The organism is Gordonia sp. G4 (genome assembly GCF_057770005.1).
Genome location: NZ_CM173442.1, coordinates 1,248,968 through 1,265,376, shown reverse-complemented (window position 1 = coordinate 1,265,376; position 16,409 = coordinate 1,248,968). Strand labels below are relative to the sequence as shown.

General features: G+C 67.3%; 17 protein-coding genes and 1 pseudogene. 7 read left to right on the top strand and 11 right to left on the bottom strand.

Annotation, left to right across the window (positions count from 1 at the left end):
• The first annotated feature begins 4 nt into the window (after window positions 1–4).
• From AC3B5T_RS05545 to AC3B5T_RS05535, 3 genes are all read left to right on the top strand, one after another.
• Window positions 5–532 (top strand): hypothetical protein, encoded by a 528-nt coding sequence (locus AC3B5T_RS05545; protein WP_156354304.1) that lies wholly within the window; start codon window positions 5–7, stop codon window positions 530–532.
• A 116-nt stretch (window positions 533–648) separates the two neighbouring features.
• Window positions 649–894: a DUF2188 domain-containing protein gene (locus AC3B5T_RS05540; RefSeq protein WP_488358391.1), complete on the top strand. Its 246-nt coding sequence runs from the start codon at window positions 649–651 to the stop codon at window positions 892–894.
• Between the two features lie 8 nt (window positions 895–902).
• The gene (locus tag AC3B5T_RS05535; RefSeq protein ID WP_055476408.1) at window positions 903–1,679 is read left to right on the top strand and encodes a DUF1883 domain-containing protein; all 777 of its coding nucleotides are present in this window, start codon (window positions 903–905) and stop codon (window positions 1,677–1,679) included.
• A gap of 172 nt (window positions 1,680–1,851) precedes the next feature.
• Here AC3B5T_RS05535 and AC3B5T_RS05530 read toward each other — a convergent pair whose 3' ends face one another.
• From AC3B5T_RS05530 to AC3B5T_RS05510, 5 genes are all read right to left on the bottom strand, one after another.
• Window positions 1,852–2,202, bottom strand: a complete 351-nt coding sequence (locus AC3B5T_RS05530) for a DoxX family protein (protein WP_055476407.1) — start codon at window positions 2,200–2,202, stop codon at window positions 1,852–1,854.
• 82 nt (window positions 2,203–2,284) lie between these two features.
• A complete protein-coding gene (locus AC3B5T_RS05525; protein ID WP_055476406.1) occupies window positions 2,285–3,139 on the bottom strand; it encodes an NAD(P)H-binding protein in 855 nt (284 codons plus the stop codon).
• Between the two features lie 30 nt (window positions 3,140–3,169).
• Window positions 3,170–3,811, bottom strand: a complete 642-nt coding sequence (locus AC3B5T_RS05520) for an NAD(P)-dependent oxidoreductase (RefSeq protein WP_055476405.1) — start codon at window positions 3,809–3,811, stop codon at window positions 3,170–3,172.
• Entirely contained in the window at window positions 3,808–4,848 is a 1,041-nt protein-coding gene (locus AC3B5T_RS05515) for an LLM class flavin-dependent oxidoreductase (protein WP_055476404.1), read from the bottom strand. Before AC3B5T_RS05515 ends, AC3B5T_RS05520 begins: the two co-directional genes overlap by 4 nt.
• A gap of 79 nt (window positions 4,849–4,927) precedes the next feature.
• Complete coding sequence (locus AC3B5T_RS05510) at window positions 4,928–5,878, bottom strand: NADP-dependent oxidoreductase (protein WP_055476403.1); 951 nt, start codon at window positions 5,876–5,878, stop codon at window positions 4,928–4,930.
• A 78-nt stretch (window positions 5,879–5,956) separates the two neighbouring features.
• On the opposite strand from AC3B5T_RS05510, the gene AC3B5T_RS05505 reads away from it, so the two are divergent.
• Together AC3B5T_RS05505 and AC3B5T_RS05500 are read left to right on the top strand one after the other, a co-directional pair.
• Window positions 5,957–6,601 (top strand): TetR/AcrR family transcriptional regulator, encoded by a 645-nt coding sequence (locus AC3B5T_RS05505; protein ID WP_055476402.1) that lies wholly within the window; start codon window positions 5,957–5,959, stop codon window positions 6,599–6,601.
• A gap of 218 nt (window positions 6,602–6,819) precedes the next feature.
• Complete coding sequence (locus tag AC3B5T_RS05500; protein WP_488358390.1) at window positions 6,820–7,191, top strand: hypothetical protein; 372 nt, start codon at window positions 6,820–6,822, stop codon at window positions 7,189–7,191.
• A 14-nt stretch (window positions 7,192–7,205) separates the two neighbouring features.
• On the opposite strand, the pseudogene AC3B5T_RS05495 reads toward AC3B5T_RS05500, so the two are convergent.
• From AC3B5T_RS05495 to AC3B5T_RS05470, 6 genes and pseudogenes are all read right to left on the bottom strand, one after another.
• Window positions 7,206–8,423 (bottom strand): annotated as a pseudogene (locus tag AC3B5T_RS05495) (IS110 family RNA-guided transposase).
• 827 nt (window positions 8,424–9,250) lie between these two features.
• Complete coding sequence (locus tag AC3B5T_RS05490) at window positions 9,251–10,750, bottom strand: phytoene desaturase family protein (protein WP_488358389.1); 1,500 nt, start codon at window positions 10,748–10,750, stop codon at window positions 9,251–9,253.
• On the bottom strand, window positions 10,747–11,880 hold the full coding sequence (locus AC3B5T_RS05485; RefSeq protein ID WP_010843124.1) for a glycosyltransferase family 2 protein: 1,134 nt from the start codon (window positions 11,878–11,880) through the stop codon (window positions 10,747–10,749). Before AC3B5T_RS05485 ends, AC3B5T_RS05490 begins: the two co-directional genes overlap by 4 nt.
• A complete protein-coding gene (locus AC3B5T_RS05480; RefSeq protein WP_010843123.1) occupies window positions 11,867–12,745 on the bottom strand; it encodes a carotenoid biosynthesis protein in 879 nt (292 codons plus the stop codon). Before AC3B5T_RS05480 ends, AC3B5T_RS05485 begins: the two co-directional genes overlap by 14 nt.
• The gene (locus AC3B5T_RS05475; RefSeq protein ID WP_488358387.1) at window positions 12,742–13,458 is read right to left on the bottom strand and encodes a monooxygenase; all 717 of its coding nucleotides are present in this window, start codon (window positions 13,456–13,458) and stop codon (window positions 12,742–12,744) included. The genes AC3B5T_RS05480 and AC3B5T_RS05475 overlap by 4 nt, the downstream gene beginning before the upstream one ends.
• On the bottom strand, window positions 13,455–14,597 hold the full coding sequence (locus AC3B5T_RS05470) for a polyprenyl synthetase family protein (protein WP_055476396.1): 1,143 nt from the start codon (window positions 14,595–14,597) through the stop codon (window positions 13,455–13,457). The genes AC3B5T_RS05475 and AC3B5T_RS05470 overlap by 4 nt, the downstream gene beginning before the upstream one ends.
• A 103-nt stretch (window positions 14,598–14,700) precedes the next feature.
• Between AC3B5T_RS05470 and AC3B5T_RS05465 the strand changes: the two genes are divergently transcribed.
• Together AC3B5T_RS05465 and AC3B5T_RS05460 are read left to right on the top strand one after the other, a co-directional pair.
• Window positions 14,701–14,994, top strand: a complete 294-nt coding sequence (locus tag AC3B5T_RS05465) for a hypothetical protein (RefSeq protein ID WP_197282799.1) — start codon at window positions 14,701–14,703, stop codon at window positions 14,992–14,994.
• 58 nt (window positions 14,995–15,052) lie between these two features.
• Window positions 15,053–16,333 (top strand): alpha-hydroxy-acid oxidizing protein, encoded by a 1,281-nt coding sequence (locus AC3B5T_RS05460; RefSeq protein WP_055476395.1) that lies wholly within the window; start codon window positions 15,053–15,055, stop codon window positions 16,331–16,333.
• Window positions 16,334–16,409: the final 76 nt, after the last annotated feature.

Genomic DNA, 16,409 nt, shown 5'->3' with positions numbered 1-16,409 from the left:
GTCGATGGGCGCCGCCGGCACTGCGTGTGCGTGCAGTTGTGTTGGCTACACAACCGAGGAAGCTGCTTCACGGGCTGACGGTGTCTTCGTCGCGCGAGTCACCGACAAGGTGTCGGCCGGTTCGCATGACATCTACGAGTTCGAAGTGCTCGAGGTCTTCAAAGGGAACGTCGGAACCGTCACCACCGTCGAAACACCTTCGCAGGGGCCGTCCTGCGGCATCAGCTACGCCGCGGGCGTTGAGTATTTACTTTTCGCATCCGAAGGCGGTGGGGCCGGCCACTCATGGAAAAGCAGCTTGTGCCACGGACCGTCCACCCCCTCGGCGGTTGATGTACGGTCGGCACTCGAGCGAAAGTACGGGCCGCCGCATCCTCCGCGCAGCGCCGGACCGGCCAGCGAGATCAGTTGGTGGACCAGGACCACGGCTGTCGTGCCGTTGCCGCTGATGGCCATCGCGGGCGTCGTCCTCACCATGGTTCTATGGCGGGCGTGGATCTCAATGCGGGGACGCAAGTCGTCTCAGAGTTGACGCCGATACCTGCAACTGGAGCGGATGACTTGCGTCGTTTGTCGGGTGCCTCGCCTACAGTTTTGGTTGGACCCTCAGTTCCTGGCTAGACCTTCGACCATAGGGGTGGCATCAGAATGGGCAACGATAACTGTCGCCCCGTCGTTCCGAACGACAAAGGCGGCTGGGACGTAAAGAAGCCGGGCAGCGAACGCTCCAGCGTGCACGCAGATACGCAGAAGGCCGCCATCACGCGGGCCAAGGAGATCGTGGGCAACGCAGGTGGCGCCGAGGTCCGAATCCATGGACGTGACGGTCGAATACGCAACTCAGATACCGTAGCGCCGGGCAACGATCCCGTTCCCCCGCGGGACAAGAAGTAGGTTCAGGCGTGCAGCACCTGTACTACGACTTAGGTCAACAGGACAAGGGCGCGACTGCCGTCGTCACGTTGGACAAGCAAGCGAACGTTCAACTGATGACGTCCTCGGACTACCGCTCGTACAAGGCCAACCGTCGCTACCGGTACATTGGTGGCCTGGCAAAGAAGTCTCCGGCGCGAATCAGCATCCCGCGCAGCGGGAGATGGGTCGTTGTCGTGGACTTGGGCGGTAACCCTGGGAAAGTCCGCGCGGGCGTTCACGTCGAGCCTCCGCCACGGGGAAATCTGCCCACCCTACGACAACCAGACAGTCCGGTCAGCAACGTTCAGGTCCGAGAACCGCTGGAACCAAAGGGAGACGCCCTCGGCGGGCAAACATGGGACGTCTTCCTTTCGCACGCAACCGAAGACAAAGCCGATGTGGCGGTTCCGTTGCGCGACGCACTGACCCAACGCGGTGTTGCGGTATGGCTGGACAAGACTGAGATTAAGATCGGAGATAGCCTGCGCCGCAAGATCGACGAAGGCATCCGATCGAGCCGCTTCGGCGTCGTTGTCCTGTCACCGGCATTCTTTGCCAAGGGGTGGACAAATCACGAGCTGGACGGCCTTGTCACTCGCACCGTTGCTGGCGAGCAGACCATGTTACTGATCTGGCACGACGTGACCGCAGACGAGGTGCGCCAGTACAGTCCCTCGCTGGCCGACAAACGGGCGTTAAGCACTGGCGAGTTCAGTACGAACGAGATTGCCGATCAGATAGCGGACGCTGTAGTCCAGCACTAGGCCACCTATCTGCCATTGGATTGTTCAAAAAACGACTCGCGGGCCTCGGTCGCCGCAGCAGGCGACGACCGAGGCCCACAACGGGCGAGTGGCTGGCGCTCGCGACCTGTCTACTTGGCCGCTGAGGTGTTCATTCTCGGACACTGGCGAACCCGATTTTCGATTGCACGGCTCAGATGGTGAGGAGGAGGAGCACAAGGGCTGCGACGGCGACGAGCGCAAGGGCGGCCGCCGGTGCACTGCCTTTGACATCCTTGACGCGTAGGTGGGAGATGACCGCGCCCAGGAAGTACAAGATCACGCCGATGGCTGCCGCGACTCCGATGGGCCACCAGAACAGACCGGCGACCAGGCCGAGCGCTCCCGCGATCTCGAGGTAGCCAAGGAGGGGAATCTTGTCGGCGGGTACGCCCACGGCGGTGATCTGCTCGATGACCGCGGGCTTCCTCGTCAGTTTTCCTGAGGCGGAGGACAGCAAGGCCAGGGCCAGGAGGATCGAGACGATCAGCGTTGCGATGAACATGATGTGTGAGAGTCCTATCAGTTTGTGCGGGGTGGTTGGGGTCGGCGTGCAGTTCCGACGTCTCGCGAGATGGCAGTACGGGTCAGAGCCAGGTGCGCATGGTGTCTGCGAGTGGCTGGGTGGGGTGGCCGATGAGGGTGGCGAGGTCGCCGGTGGTGTCGGCGAGGGTGCCGTCGGCGATGTTGGCGTTGAGGAGGCTCATGAACCCGATGGTGGCGTCGTCGAGTCCGGCGGCGCGCAGTTGTTCTTGCTCGTCGGCGGAGCTGAGGGCGTCGTAGCGCACGGGGCTGCCGAGGATGTCGGAGGCAGTGGCGGCGAACTCGGTGAAGTTCCAGGCGGTGTCGCCGGACAGTTCGTAGGCCTTGCCCTGGTGGCCGGGCGTGGTGAGCACGACCGCGGCGGCCTCGGCGTAGTCGGCGCGGGTCGCGGTGGCGATGCGTCCGGCGCCGATGCTGTTGGCGATGACCCCGCGTTGTTGGGCGGCGCGGAAGTCGGCTTCGTGGTTCTCGGTGTACCACCCGTTGCGTAGGAAGGTGGCCGGGATCCCTGAGGCGGTGATGACTTCTTCGGTTGCTTTGTGCTCGGCGGCGAGAACCAAGGTGGTGGTCGATGCGCGCAGAGCAGAGGTGTAGACGAGATGCTGCACGCCGGCTGTCTGGGCGGCGGTCACGGTGTTGCGGCGGGGTTCGAGACCTTGTCCCGGGCCGCCGACGGAGATCAGCAACAGTGATTCGATCCCGGTGAGTGTGGCCGCGGTGGCGGCGATGTCGTCGAGGTCGACGGTCGCGGTGCGCAGGCCTCGGCCGGCGAGTTCGGCCAGACGGTCGGAGTTGCGGCCCAGAGCGAGGATGTCGGCGGGTGCGACGTCACGAGCGAGGAGGGCGTTGATGGCGTGGCCGCCGAGTTGGCCGGTGGCACCGATGATGGCGATGGTCATGGAAGAGAGGGCCTTTCGTGTGTGTGTGGGTTAGTTGCTGATCGCGGGTGCTGCGTTGATATAGGTGGTGTCGTCGACTTGGGCGGCGGTGAACGCGGCGATGTCGGCGCGGCTGACAGCAAAGCCGATGCGGTCGGTGCCGTAGAACCCGACGCGCAGTTTCCCGGTCTTGGGGGTGTCCTTGGGTGCGGAGAACCGGACGATGGTCCAGGCGACACCTGATGTGAGGACACGGTCGGTCATTCCGAGTAGTTCCTGGTAGGCGCGGGAGAGAAACGTGCGGCCCATGAAGCTGATGACTCGGGTCTGCAGGGTGGGCTTTTCGCGCGGGTCGAGAATGCTGGGTGTGCCGTGGCCGATGTAGCGGTTGACCCCGTGGTGTTTCATCGCGGCGAGGATGTGTTCGGTGCCCTCGACCAGGGGAAGGCCGGTGGCCTTGCGGTCCATGCTTGGGCCCAGGGCGCTGATGACCGCGTCGGTCCCGGCCACGGCGGTGTCGATGGCGGCGGTATCGGACATCTCTCCGATCACCACGCGGACCCGATCGCCCCACCGTTCGGGGACTTTTGCGGGGTTACGCGCGTAAGCGGTCACGCTGTGACCGCGGTCGAGGAGCTCATCGATGGTGAGGGAGCCGATGGCTCCGGTGGCGCCGAAGACGGTGACATTCATGAGATCTGGCCTTTCGTGGTGGTTGCGTTGTGATTGGTGAGTGCGGGTGCGACGAGGTCACCGAAGCGTCGGATCGAATCGCGGACCATCTGTGCGGGCATGCCGCCGAGGTCGACTTGCCCCAGGAAGCGATCGACACCGAGTTCGTCGCGCAACTCGGCGATCTTGGCGGCGACATGGTCGGGGCCGCCGACCATCAGCGCGCCACCGCGGCCGGCGAGTGCGGCCATGGTGGGCCGATCGACGTGCCAGCCACGCCCGCCGTTGGTCTCCGGTGACAGGTACCTCGCGTAGTAGGGGTAGAAGTCGTCGAGGGCTTGCTGGTCGGTGTCGCCGATGTAGAAGTGGCTGGTGACGCCGACGGTGAGCTGATCGTCGGGGTGTCCGGCGGCGCGGCCGGCGGCCCGATAGATCTCGACGAGTCGCCGTGCGTGGTCGATGGTGCCGCCGATCAGTCCGAGCGCCATCGGGAGTCCGAGGGTGCCGGCCCGGTGGGCGCTGGTCGGGGTGCCGCCTACTGCCACCCACACCGGCAGCGGCCCTTGCGGTTGCGGGTTGGGTGCTGCATCGCGCAAGGGATGCCGATGCCGTCCGCGCCAGGTGACCGTCTCCTCATCGCGCAGACGTAGCAGCAGGTCGAGTTTCTCGGCGAACAGCTCGTCGAGGTCGGCGATGTTCTCGCCGAACAGAGCGAACGGTTCGGCGAATGCGCTACGGCCGGCGATGATCTCAGCGCGGCCCCCGCTGACGAGGTCGAGAGTGGCGAAGTCCTGGTAGACCCGCACGGGGTCGAGGACGCTGAGCACGGTGGCGGTAGTGGTCAGGGTGATACGTTCAGTCGCCTGGGCGATCGCCGCGTGCACGACTGCGGGCGAGGAGACGGCGAAGCCTCGGGTGTGATGCTCCCCGATGCCGAAGACGTCGAGGCCGTGGTGCTCGGTGAGGAGCCCGAACTCGATGATGTCGCGGGTCCGACTGGCTGCGGTGTCGGCACCGCCGGGGTAGATGTCACTCAGGGAGAAGACTCCGAGCTCCATGATGGGATCACTCCTTGTGGTGGCCACCGGTCGAGGACGCGGCGTGCGTGCCTGTCGACCGGTGGCGCAAGTGGGTGGGTCAGCTGAGGGAGATGACGATCTTGCCGAGGGTTCCCTGGCCGAACTCGGCGAAAGCGGCGGCAGCGTCATCGAGAGGATGCACGCTCTGCACACTGACGGTGGTGTGCTGTTCGGCCTGGTTGCGCGCCAACCGCTGCAGCGTTTCCGGCGACGGGTGAGCGTAGATCGATTCGACTCGAACATCCTCTGCGGCAACATCATCGGGACCACGCAGCATCGTCGAGACGAACACCCCACCGACTGCGGCGGCGTCGATCGCCGCCTGCGGGTCACCGGCGAAGTGCAGCACCACCTCGACACCGCCCGGGGCCAGTGCCCGAACCTGATCGACGACATCGGCGGTGTAATCGACGGTCTCCGACGATCCCAGCGCGGTGACCTTGGCGATCTCGGCGTCGGATGCCGCGGTCGCGATCACCCGGGCTCCGGCCCGCGCGGCCAGCTGCACTGCCTGCTGTCCGACTCCGCCCGTCGCGCCGACGACCAGCACCGTGGCGCCGTCGCTGATGTTCGCGGCATCCACGGCCATCAGTGCCGCGGTCCCGGCAAGTCCGAGGCCGGCGGCCTCGGTGAAGTCCACCGAGGACGGCAGCTTCGCGATGCCGACCGATGTCGGCACCGTGACGAACTCGGCCAGCGAGCCGTCACCGAGGAAGTCCTTGGTGACCACACCGAAGACCCGATCGCCGACTGCGTAGTCGTCGACACCATCGCCGACCGCGTCGACGGTGCCGGCGAAGTCTTTGCCGAGCACTACCGGGAAGCGGTGCTCCATCGCGCCGTTGAGCATGCCCTTGGCCACCGACAGATCGAACCCGTTGACCGACGCCGCGGCCACACGCACACGAACCTCACCGGGTCCCGGCGTCGGCTCATCGACCTCGGCCACCGTCGGTGCTGCGTCGAATGCGGTCAGTACAAATGCCTTCATCGTGGTGTCCTTTGCCATCGAAGTAAGTGGAGCAGTTTCTCCACATCATTGAACCACACATGCGGAAGAACTATTCCACTTGCTACTGTGGTGTCTATGAGCAGCGAGAACAGACCTCTGCGCGCCGACGCCGAACGCAATCGGCAGGCGATCATCTGCACCGCCGGGAGGGTGTTCGCCGAGCACGGGACCGGCGTCACACTCGAGCGCATCGCCGAGGAAGCCGGTGTGGGTGTGGGCACGATCTACCGTCGGTTCTCGTCGGTGCAGGACCTCGTCGGGGTGGTCCTCGAGGCGAAGATGAGTCGCTACGCCGACCGCAGTGAGGTCGCGGCCGACCAGGCGTTGACCCATCCGTGGGAGGCGTTTCGCGACTACGTGCTGTACATCCTGGAACAACAAGCCGAAGACCTGGGGTTCAATGATGTTCTGATGGCACCGGATTCGGGAACCGAACTGTTCCGCACGGAGATGGACCGCGCGTTTCACGCCTCGGTGGCACTCGTCGACCGCGCCCGGGCCGCCGGCGCGGTCCGGCCGGACTTCGACCACAGCGACCTCTACCTGCTGACCCGCGCCAACAGTGGTCTGCTGCGCACCACCGACCGGTCCTCATCGCAGCCGTGGCGACGCCTGGCCGGCTACATGCTGCAGGCCTTCCGCGCACCGGGACCTGAACCCCTCACTCCACCCTCGCCGGCGTGGACATCCGGTGCGGCGAACGAGAACGGGCAGCGATGATGGCGCACGCGTCCCAGGGCGGGGCCTCTCGCTCGCGCCCGTGGACCCGCGTCGGAGCGGCCTCCATCGGTGCCCATGTGTTCTACGAGCTGGCGTGCGGGGTGGCTATGCCGTTCTCGTCGATCCGCGGGCCGGCTGTCGCCGCTGCCGGCTGGCTGGCCGGAACGACGGCGAGTTACACCGTGGCATCTCGAGCTCCTCGGACATACGATCCCGCGATGGGCATGATGAACGGCCTGTTCCTCTCAGCAGTGGTGGCGCACTTCATCTACTGGCCCACACGCAGAACCGTCGGTGTCCCGTGGCTCACCGAATGCGAGGGCCTACGAGGGCCGGTGATGGTGCCGTACAACGCCATCCTGTACACCTCGGGCGTGGCCGCGATTGCCGGTCTGGTCGAAAACGGCCGAGGCCGACGGTGGGGTACGACGGTTCCATTCCTGGTCGTCCCTGTATTACTCGTCGTCCAAGACATTGAGTTCCATCGACTTGAGCGTCAAGCGCGACACCGACCTGCCTGGTGGAATAGGCGACTGCGGCGGACACAGACGGAGCTGTTGACCAGTTCATCACCGGGCTCGGCGAACTAGTCGCCCGGCCGACTTCACGCAGCCACCGACCTAGGCGCTGCCGTACCCGGAGGGGGACTTGCAGGTACCCACTCGAGGCCGTCGCGAACGAGTGCCCACACGACGTCTACAGACGCCTCGCCAGCGCGATAAGTGCGTGGACGTGCGAGCGTTTCTCGTTTCGCTTGCGCTGATAGAACTCCCGGGATGGCCCGGCGCGTTGCGAGCTGTTGAGTGCTGCCATATAGAACACCTTGCGTAATCCGCGGTGGTAGCGCTGGGGTCTGCGCAAGCTGCCGTGGCGGTTGCCTGAATCGTGTGGCACCGGAGCAAGACCGGCGTAAGCGGCGAGCTTGACGGCCGAGCCGAACGAGGTGAGGTCACCAGCGGTGATCGCGACGAGCTCAGCTCCACTTCGGGCGCCGATGCCGGGCACGGATTCAAGAATCCGTGCGTGCCGGTGTCGGCGGAATACCTCGGTGATCTGTTATCCAGCTCAGCGATTTGGCGAGTGAGTGCCATCAGGGAGGCCGTCGACTGCTGCACCCAGCAGCGCTTTAGTCGGCTCGCCAGGAAGCGTCACGGTCTGCGCCTGCGCGGCCGCACGCGCCTTGCTGATCATCTCCGGAATGGTCGGTCGGCGGACACCATGACCGCGGAGGTGGTCGTAAATCTGCTCGTCGGAGACCGCAGCGATCGCCGACGGCGTGGCAAAGCGGGTGACGAATGCCAGACCGGTCAGCGTCGAGTAGTCGAATCACCGCTCCAGACCGGGGAAGATGCGGGTCAGCAGGCCGCGCAGACGATTGATACCTCACGTTCGTTCGGTGACCAAGTCGCAGCGGTGACCGGTCAACAAGTCGAGTTCGACCGCGACATCATCAGGGACCGCAACTGTTGCGAGATCGCCCCGGAGACGAGCGGTCTGGGCGATCACCACCGCGTCGCGAGCATCGGTTTCGCCTTCGCCGGCGAAAGCGCCGGCCATGCTGTGCACAACGCGACCTGGCACATAGCGAACGTGCTGGCCGCGGCGGGACAACACCCCTCGGAGCAGGGCCGATTCCGGTGCGGTCATGTCGATCGCCCACACCACCGATTCGATCCCGGACACTCCTTCGATGATCGCCTCAATGGCCCCCTGATCGTTGTGTAACCGTCGTGACCCACAGCACCGTCCCCGCGTCGTCGACCGCGGCGGCATGGTGTGCATGACGACCGACATCGATTCCTACCCAAACCGTTTCGTCCATATAAACCTCTCTGCTCGGACCTGTTCACCTCGTCAGGTTTGTTTTCGCCGGCGCACCTTTACACAGCGACAAGTTCGCGAACACATCTCAATCAGCGGCCGAAACGACCCGTCACGGCCCGGGGTGGCCTTCCACGCCGAGCCACCGAGGGCAACAGGTGATTGTCGAGCCACGCCCCGAACCGCGGACGAGCATCCGAGGCGACCGCCCCGGACGCACTCCAACGTAAAGGTGATTGTGCGCCGACGACGTCAAACGGGACACCAGGCCGGCAATGGCCGTGAGAGATAGCTGCAAGAGCCGCACCGGCTCTCAGATCAGTTGCCATCAGTTGTCATCGCCGATGTCCACCAGACGATCTCATGTCCGATCGTCGCCCGACACGACGACTACGGTCGAAGACATGCCACATGTCATCGTCACCGCCGAGTCGATTTAGCCCGGCCACGGCCCACATCCAGCCACAAGCCCCTACGACCGCCGCATCAGCGAAGCACTCAACGTCACGGCTTTCGAGATCTATCAGGTCGAGCTGCCGGCCGATGCCGAGACGGTTCCGCATGACCACCTCGACGACCACACCGACGACGTCTACGCAATCCTCTCCGGCACCGGATGGATTGTCATCGACGGAACCGCGGAACCCGTCGCGCCAGGGCAATACATCTCGGTCGACATGCACCACCGCCGGCATCTACGCGCCGGACCCCACGGACTCACCTTCATCGCCGTGTGCGCAGAAGCAAAGCCAGAGCTCGCCGGTGGTGGCGACTGAACCGGCGGCGCCGGGCGATCACGTTCCCGAAATGGCTGTCCGGCACCGTCGGTCAATGACGCTCGGGCGCGGGTCCGATCAGGTCGGCGACGATCTTCGCCGACATGACCACCAGCGGCAGACCGCCACCGGGATGCGACGATCCGCCGACGAGGTAGAGACCCGGTACCGGTGAGGTGTTCGACGGCCGCAGGAATGCCGAGCGGGGTGCGTTCGACGACGAACCGTAGATCGAGCCGCCCGGTGTCCTGGTCCGGCGCTCGAGGTCGGCGGGCGAGACGATCAGACGGTGCCGCACGTGGCCGGCCAGGTCGAGTCCGCGGTCGGCCATCACCTCGAGGATCTGGTCGGCATAGGAGTCGGCCAAACCCTGTGTGTCCCAGTCGACGCCGTGGTCGGGATCGTGTCGGGGTGCGTTCACCAGCACGAACCACGCACCGGTTCGCGGGCCGGGGACGATCGCGGGATCGGCTGGCGCCGAGATGTACACGGTAGGTCGCGCGACGGGACGTGGTGGGCCGCGGAAGCCGAAGACCGCGTCGAACTCCTCGTCGTAGTCCTCGGCGAACAGCACCTGGTGGTGTGGCTGAGGGGGAGGGTCGTCCAGGGCGAGGAGCAGCACGAACCCGGACAGCGACGGCGTGGTCCGTCGCAACAGTGCAGCAGGCCGGCGGGCGGCGCGACGCGGCACGAGGCGGTTGTAGACCTGCCGCGCATCGGCGTTCGCGACGACCAGATCGGCCGAGCGTCGGCTTCCGTCGGTCAGCACCACACCATCGGCTCGGCCGTTGGGGCCCAGCGAGATCCGGTCGACCTCGACACCCAGTTCGACCCGCCCGCCGAGTTCGCCGAGCCGGTCGCGCATGGCGCTCGCGATGCGGCCCAATCCGCCTCGGACGTACCAGGATCCGAATGCCTGCTCGGACCAGGGCACGGAGGCCAGTGCCGCTGGTGCGCGACGCGGGTCGGAGCCGGTGTAGGTCGCGTAGCGGTCCAGCAGCATACGCAGGCGCGGGTCGTCGAGATAACGCTCGCCGAGACCGCGCAACGATTGCCATGGCGCGACGGCGCGCACGTCCGACGGGGTGGCTATTCCGCCGATCATCGTGCGGATGCTCATCGGCGATTCGAGGAAGGGCTCATGTGTGACGTCCCAGACGCGTTCAGCGCGTTGGAGAAACGTCGACCATTCGGTGCCCCGCCCGGGTCCGAGCGCGGCGTCGAGGGCGGCCGGGATGTCGTCGAGGTGTCCCGGCATGTCCAGGCAGGTGCCGTCGGGGAATCGGTAGCGGGCGGCGACCGGGAGTCGCTCGAGGGTCAGGTGGTCATGGATCGACGAGCCCGTCGCCGCGAAGAGTTCTTCGAACACGTGCGGCATGGTGACGAGTGAGGGTCCGGTGTCGAAGACGAAACCGTCGCGCTCGATGACCCCGAGCTTGCCGCCTATGTCGTCGAACTGTTCGAGGACGGTGACGTCGTGACCGGTCGCGGCGAGACGCATGGCGACGGAGAGCCCGCCGACGCCCGCGCCGATCACGAGAACCCGGGTCATCGACGGACCTCGATGGGGCGTCCCTTCCATTCCAGGACTCCGCGTTGTCGGGCCAGCGTCGAATCGACTGCCAGGCCGGTGAACACGAGTATCGACAGCGGGTGGACGAAGGCGTCGGGCCACACACGGCCGCCGGTGCGCTGGGCCGACACCGCCCGAGACGCCACGCCGGCCGCGTACCCGACCAACCCCACCCGTGAGCCGAACAGCGCTGCGGCCGCGGGCAACACGTACATCAGGCACAGCAAACCGGTGACGCCCAGTGTCCCGCCCGGTGACCCGAACGCGGACCACAGCGATTTCCGATAGCCGGCGCGGATCTCTCGCCAGCCGTGGTACATCCGGCACGTGGCGACGTCGCTTCCCTCCGCGACCACGCCGCGGCCGCCGGCCGCCTTGATCGCCCGCAGCAGTGCGATGTCCTCGAGGACGACGTCGTGCACCGCCGCGTGACCGCCGGCGCGCCGATACGTCGCGGCATCGACCACCAGGAACTGTCCGTTTGCGGCCGAGAGGGATTCGCGCGGCGACCGCTCGGCGAGCCCGAGTGGGAGGGTGCTCAGCCACGACCATTGCAGGAGTGGTTGCACCAGTCGTTCGCCCGCCCCGACGGCGAGCTGTCGTGGATATGGGCTCACCAGGTCGAGGCCTGCGTCGCGGAGAAGGGCCGACGACGAGGTGAAGGCATGGTGCTCGACAACGACGTCCGCATCGAGGAACACGTGGATCCCGTCGGGAAACGCCTTGTCCGCCAGTTGGGCGCAGGCCCAGTTCTTCCCGAGCCAGCCGGGAGGTGGGGCAGTGCCGCGGTGGACGTGAATCCGGTCGTCCGATGTGGCGAGGCGGGCGAGCACGGCATCGGTCCCGTCCACCGATCCGTCGTCGAGCACGAGAATCCGGACCGGTCCGGGCCATCGGTCCGCCGCCTCGACGACGGCCAGCAGGCACCTTTCGGCGGACTCCACCTCGTCGCGCATCGGGACGAGCACCGAGAGCGGTTCCGACGCAGGAACGTCGGCCGGACCGGGCCGGCGTACCCGGCGCGCGTTGTCGAGGGTCAGAGCCAACGACGTCAGCGACAGCGCGGTGCCCGCCGCGACCAGCGGCCGCGCCAGGTCACACGCCCGCATGGCGCCCCCTGATCTCGACGACCAGCAGCGGGATGGCGACGACACCCATGAGGAGGCCACCGGTGAGGGCGACCGTCGGGCGCCCGAAGAAGACCGCGTGGGCCATCACCGACGAGAAGTAGGTCCACAGGTACGCCGTGACGGGCACGGCATCCATTCCGGCGCCGTCGGTCTCGGCATTCTCGTCGCGACGGATCAGCAGATCCAGCGTCGCGACGATGAGGAACGAGACCAGCAGCCAGCCGGCGAAGTTCGTCAAGGGGATGTCGGCGACCCCGGGTAGGGAGGGTGTCGGGTACCGCCACACCCAGTTTCCCTGATCGACCATCTGCGGGTCGAGGAACACGTCCCAGGCCGTGAGTGCGTATGCACCGACCACGGCGGTGGCCGGCCGTGCCCATCGCCGGGCCACACCCGACGCCCGGACCAGACGTCGGGTCACGACCAGCGCGGGCCACGACATCATGATCCAGGCCAGCGGGACCAGGACCGGCACGCCGAGGGCCTTCAGTCCCAGTCCGTCGGTGTACTCGTAGGTCCCGAACGGGAATCCGGTGCTCACGCCGACGGATTCGGCGATCAGCCCGCCGCCACCTGCGACCACCGCGAGGGCGACCGCGGCGGCGGCGCCCCGGGTCGCGGCGACATGGACGAGTGACGCCGACGCCAGCAGCAGCACGCTTGCGACGGTCAGCGGAAGGGTTCCGCCACCGGTCAGCGGAAACGCGATCTGGACGCCGATCGTCGCGGCCAGCAAGATCCATGCCAGGGTGATAAGACCCCGATTCCAGGACACGGTGCCGCCCATCCGCCGCGATCGCGACGGCGGGGTTCGGTGGGAAGCGGTGCCGTGCAGCAGACTCACGCCGACCTCCCCTCATATGTGCCGACCACCTCGGTGACGGCGAGACGGGCGAACAGTTCCTCGGCGTACCAGCGTGACGGTGCGGTCCGCCGGACCGCCGACAGATGTGCGGGGGAGTGATAGGCGAAGTCGGTCAGGTCCTGTGCGGAGTCCCAGATCGAGAAGGTGCCCTGCACCCCGACCGGGAGCTCGCCGACGCCGAGTGCCAGCCGATTGCCCTGTGCCCCAGCGAGTTCGGCTGCCACCGGCGGGACGGCGCGCCAGAACGATGCCATTTTGGTCGGCCTCAACCGCGCCCGCGTCAACGCGGCGACGGGGCCTGTCCACCCCTGCCCGGGTGCACGGTGGGCGTCGGACGACTGTGCCGTCTCGAAGGGGTCGACGCGCGACCATCGTCCTTTCGACCGGAGCGGTCGCATCGTGACCCGGAGCTCCTCGGTGCTGGAATCCTGCCAGCGGTCGAAGATCGGGGAATCTCGTGCCGCCGAGGCGGCTTCGTCGTCGCGCCAGACCGTGAGGGCGGCCCAGTGCTTCAGGTCGGCGCTCTCCAGGGTGAATGTGCGGGCGGTGCCGGTGCCGAGGAGTTTGACGAAACGCAGACCGGGTGCGCGGCGAAACGCCCGGCGACTCGACGACATCCGTCCGAGCGCTGGTAGGACCCGATCGACACCCCAGACGCGGAGTTCGACCGTCGGTCCGGAAGGAGCGGTCATGCGCGCCGCCACACGCAGCGTTCGATCAGGGAGGTCAGGGCCCGTCGGCTCTGCGAATCCATCGGGGCATCTTCGACGATGCCGAGCGCGTCCTCCGCGAGATCGACGATGCGTTGTTCCACGTGTTCGACGGCGCCGGTGGAGTGCAGGACCTCGCGCATCCGTGCGGCGCCCTCCGCATCGAGATCCGGGTTGCCGAGGCAATCGGCCATCACGCGGCGCTCCATCCGGCCCGCCGATGCCTCGGCCACCGCGATGAGCATCGTGCGCTTGCCCTCCCGTAGATCGTCGATGGCGGGCTTACCGGTGATCTTCTCATCGCCGAAGACACCCAGGATGTCGTCGCGGAGCTGGAAGGCCTCGCCTGCGGTGAGGCCGATTCGATCGTAGGCGTCGAGGAGCGCCGCGGGAGCGCCGGCGAGCGTGCCGCCGAGTCGCAACGGTTGGCCGATCGTGTAGCGCGCGCTCTTGTAGCGCAGGATGCGCGCCGTGCGGTCTGCGTCGGTGGTGTCCTCGGTCTGACTCAGCATGTCCAGGTACTGGCCGGCGTACGCCTCGTCGCGCATCGCCGACCACGTGTCTCGAACGGCCCGGCGGACGTCGGCGGTCGCGTCGTCGGCCGCAGCGGCGGCGAGGTCGTCGGACCAGGACAGGCACATGTCACCGACGAGGATCGCGACGGCGGTGCCGTGTCGCTCGGCGTCCCCCCGACGCCGCGCGCGGCGATGATCGTCGGCGAAGTGCCGGTGCACCGTGGGCAGGCCACGACGGACGTCGCTGTCGTCCATCACGTCGTCGTGCACCAGAGCGGCGAGATGGAACAACTCGATCGCGGCGGCCATCTCGACGATGCCGGGAACGGTCCGACCCTCGGCCGCGCCACGCGCGCCCCACAGGCAGAACGACGCGCGCAGGCGCTTGCCACCGCCGATCCGGGCCGACACGACGTCGATCGCGGGCGTCAGTTCCGTACCGACCTGCCGCAGGGTCGAGGCGTGGCTGCGGAAGTGAGCGGCCAGCACTTCCTCGACGAGCTCGAGATCGGTCGTCGAGGAGTCGATGGTGTGCAGGTCGCAGGCCGGGGAGACCGACTGTGCAGGCGGTGCTGACGAGTCGGTCATCTCGGCGGTCGGTGTCATGACGGGGCCCTTCGGAGTCCGGGGGTGAGGCTCGGTTACCCCGTCTTCGGAGCAGTAACCGTCGACGGATGGGTGTCGGCGCGGTCGCGGTAGCGTGGGTCGCATGGCTGTGGATGCAACGGTGCCCGTGGTGGCGGTCGGTCTCGTCGGTGGTTTCGCTGTCGCCCGGTACAGCGGTCGCCGCGAACTCGGAGGTGTGGTGCTCGGCTCGGCCGGCGCCTGGTGCACCCGCCGGTGGGCGCTGACGCAGGGCCCTGCGGTCGCGGGCGGTCTGCTCGCCGGTTACCTGGCGGCGTTCGGCGGTTCGCATCCCCTGGCGAAGAAGATCGGTGCGTGGCCGTCGGTGGCGGTCGTGACCGTCGCCGTGGCGGGCGCCACCGCCGTCGCCACCCGCTGAGCGGCGCGCTCCGGCAATACCGGCCGGACACCCGACGCCGGCGTTACCATCACCACCCATGACCGCGGGATACGGGCGTGCACGGCAGAACGACATCTACACCGCCGGGGTTCATCGGCGAAAGCCGCGCGTACCAACGGATTTCGCCGAACTGGAGCGCCGCGCCAAGCGCGCGATGTCCGCCCGCGCCTGGGCGTACATCGCGGGCGGCGCCGGGGAGGGCCGCACGATGGCGGCCAACCGAGCGGCACTCGACCGCTGGGCGATCGTGCCGCGGATCCTGCGGGATGTCTCCCAGCGGAACCTGAGCACCGACCTGTTCGGCAGGAGGCTGCCTGCGCCGGTGCTGTTCGCGCCGATCGGGGCCGGTTCGCTCGCCGCACCCGGAGCCGACGCGCTCATCGGGCGCGCCGCCGCCGAACTCGGTGTCCCCTACATCTTCTCGAATCAGGCCAGCGTCTCCATGGAGGACGTCGCCGCGGCGATGGACGAGGTGGACAGCGGTGCGCCGCGCTGGTTCCAGCTGTACTGGTCCACCGACGACGACCTCGTCGACAGTCTTCTGGAGCGCGCGGCGGCGATCCGCGCCGAGGCGGTGGTCGTCACCCTGGACACGACGATGCTGGGGTGGCGGCCCCAGGACCTGAACCTCGGCTCGCTCCCGTTCGCGCGTGGTGAGGGCATCGCCCAGTACACGTCCGACCGCAGGTTCGTCGACATCGTCGCCCAACGGTTGCGCGCCGCGACCGACGAACGGCCGGAGATCTCACTCGGCGCGATCGCGACCCTCATCTCCATCACCCGCAACGCACCGGGCAGGTTCTTGCAGAACGTGAGGTCGCCGCAGCCGCGTGCCGCGGTGCAGACGTTCCTCGACATCTACTCGCGACCATCGCTGAACTGGGACGACCTCGCCGGTCTGCGCGCACGCACCTCACTCCCGATCGTGCTGAAGGGTGTCCTGCATCCCGACGACGCGCGTCGTGCCGTCGACGCCGGGGTGGACGGCATCGTCGTCTCCAATCACGGCGGTCGGCAGGTCGACGGCGCGATCAGTTCGATCGACGCCCTCGACGCCATCGCGCCGGTCGTCGGCGGCCGCATCAAGGTTCTGATCGATTCGGGGATCTACACCGGTTCCGACGTGTTCAAGGCGCTCGCCCTGGGTGCCGACGCCGCGTGTATCGGCCGGCCGCACATGTATGGTCTGGCGCTCGCCGGCGCCGACGGGGCCCGAGACGCGGTCGCCGACATCATCGCCGAACTCGACCTCACCCTCGGCCTCTCCGGACACACCGACGTCGCCGACCTCGATCGCGAGGCCCTGCGGCGGTTGTAGTCCCCCTGCTCCCTGACGTGCGAGGAGCGCAAGCGACGAGCCTCCTGCCGCTCCCTGAGGTGCGAGGAGCGCAAGC

Coding starts and splice junctions, on each gene's coding strand:
- AC3B5T_RS05520 (WP_055476405.1), bottom strand. CDS start 3,811: ATGAATGTCACCGTCTTCGGCGCCACCGGAGCCATCGGCTCCCTCACC.
- AC3B5T_RS05525 (WP_055476406.1), bottom strand. CDS start 3,139: ATGACCATCGCCATCATCGGTGCCACCGGCCAACTCGGCGGCCACGCC.
- AC3B5T_RS05540 (WP_488358391.1), top strand. CDS start 649: ATGGGCAACGATAACTGTCGCCCCGTCGTTCCGAACGACAAAGGCGGC.
- AC3B5T_RS05510 (WP_055476403.1), bottom strand. CDS start 5,878: ATGGCAAAGGACACCACGATGAAGGCATTTGTACTGACCGCATTCGAC.
- AC3B5T_RS05530 (WP_055476407.1), bottom strand. CDS start 2,202: ATGTTCATCGCAACGCTGATCGTCTCGATCCTCCTGGCCCTGGCCTTG.
- AC3B5T_RS05515 (WP_055476404.1), bottom strand. CDS start 4,848: ATGGAGCTCGGAGTCTTCTCCCTGAGTGACATCTACCCCGGCGGTGCC.
- AC3B5T_RS05475 (WP_488358387.1), bottom strand. CDS start 13,458: ATGACCGCTCCTTCCGGACCGACGGTCGAACTCCGCGTCTGGGGTGTC.
- AC3B5T_RS05490 (WP_488358389.1), bottom strand. CDS start 10,750: ATGACCCGGGTTCTCGTGATCGGCGCGGGCGTCGGCGGGCTCTCCGTC.
- AC3B5T_RS05470 (WP_055476396.1), bottom strand. CDS start 14,597: ATGACACCGACCGCCGAGATGACCGACTCGTCAGCACCGCCTGCACAG.
- AC3B5T_RS05545 (WP_156354304.1), top strand. CDS start 5: ATGGGCGCCGCCGGCACTGCGTGTGCGTGCAGTTGTGTTGGCTACACA.
- AC3B5T_RS05465 (WP_197282799.1), top strand. CDS start 14,701: ATGGCTGTGGATGCAACGGTGCCCGTGGTGGCGGTCGGTCTCGTCGGT.
- AC3B5T_RS05505 (WP_055476402.1), top strand. CDS start 5,957: ATGAGCAGCGAGAACAGACCTCTGCGCGCCGACGCCGAACGCAATCGG.
- AC3B5T_RS05460 (WP_055476395.1), top strand. CDS start 15,053: ATGACCGCGGGATACGGGCGTGCACGGCAGAACGACATCTACACCGCC.
- AC3B5T_RS05500 (WP_488358390.1), top strand. CDS start 6,820: ATGGGCATGATGAACGGCCTGTTCCTCTCAGCAGTGGTGGCGCACTTC.
- AC3B5T_RS05485 (WP_010843124.1), bottom strand. CDS start 11,880: ATGCGGGCGTGTGACCTGGCGCGGCCGCTGGTCGCGGCGGGCACCGCG.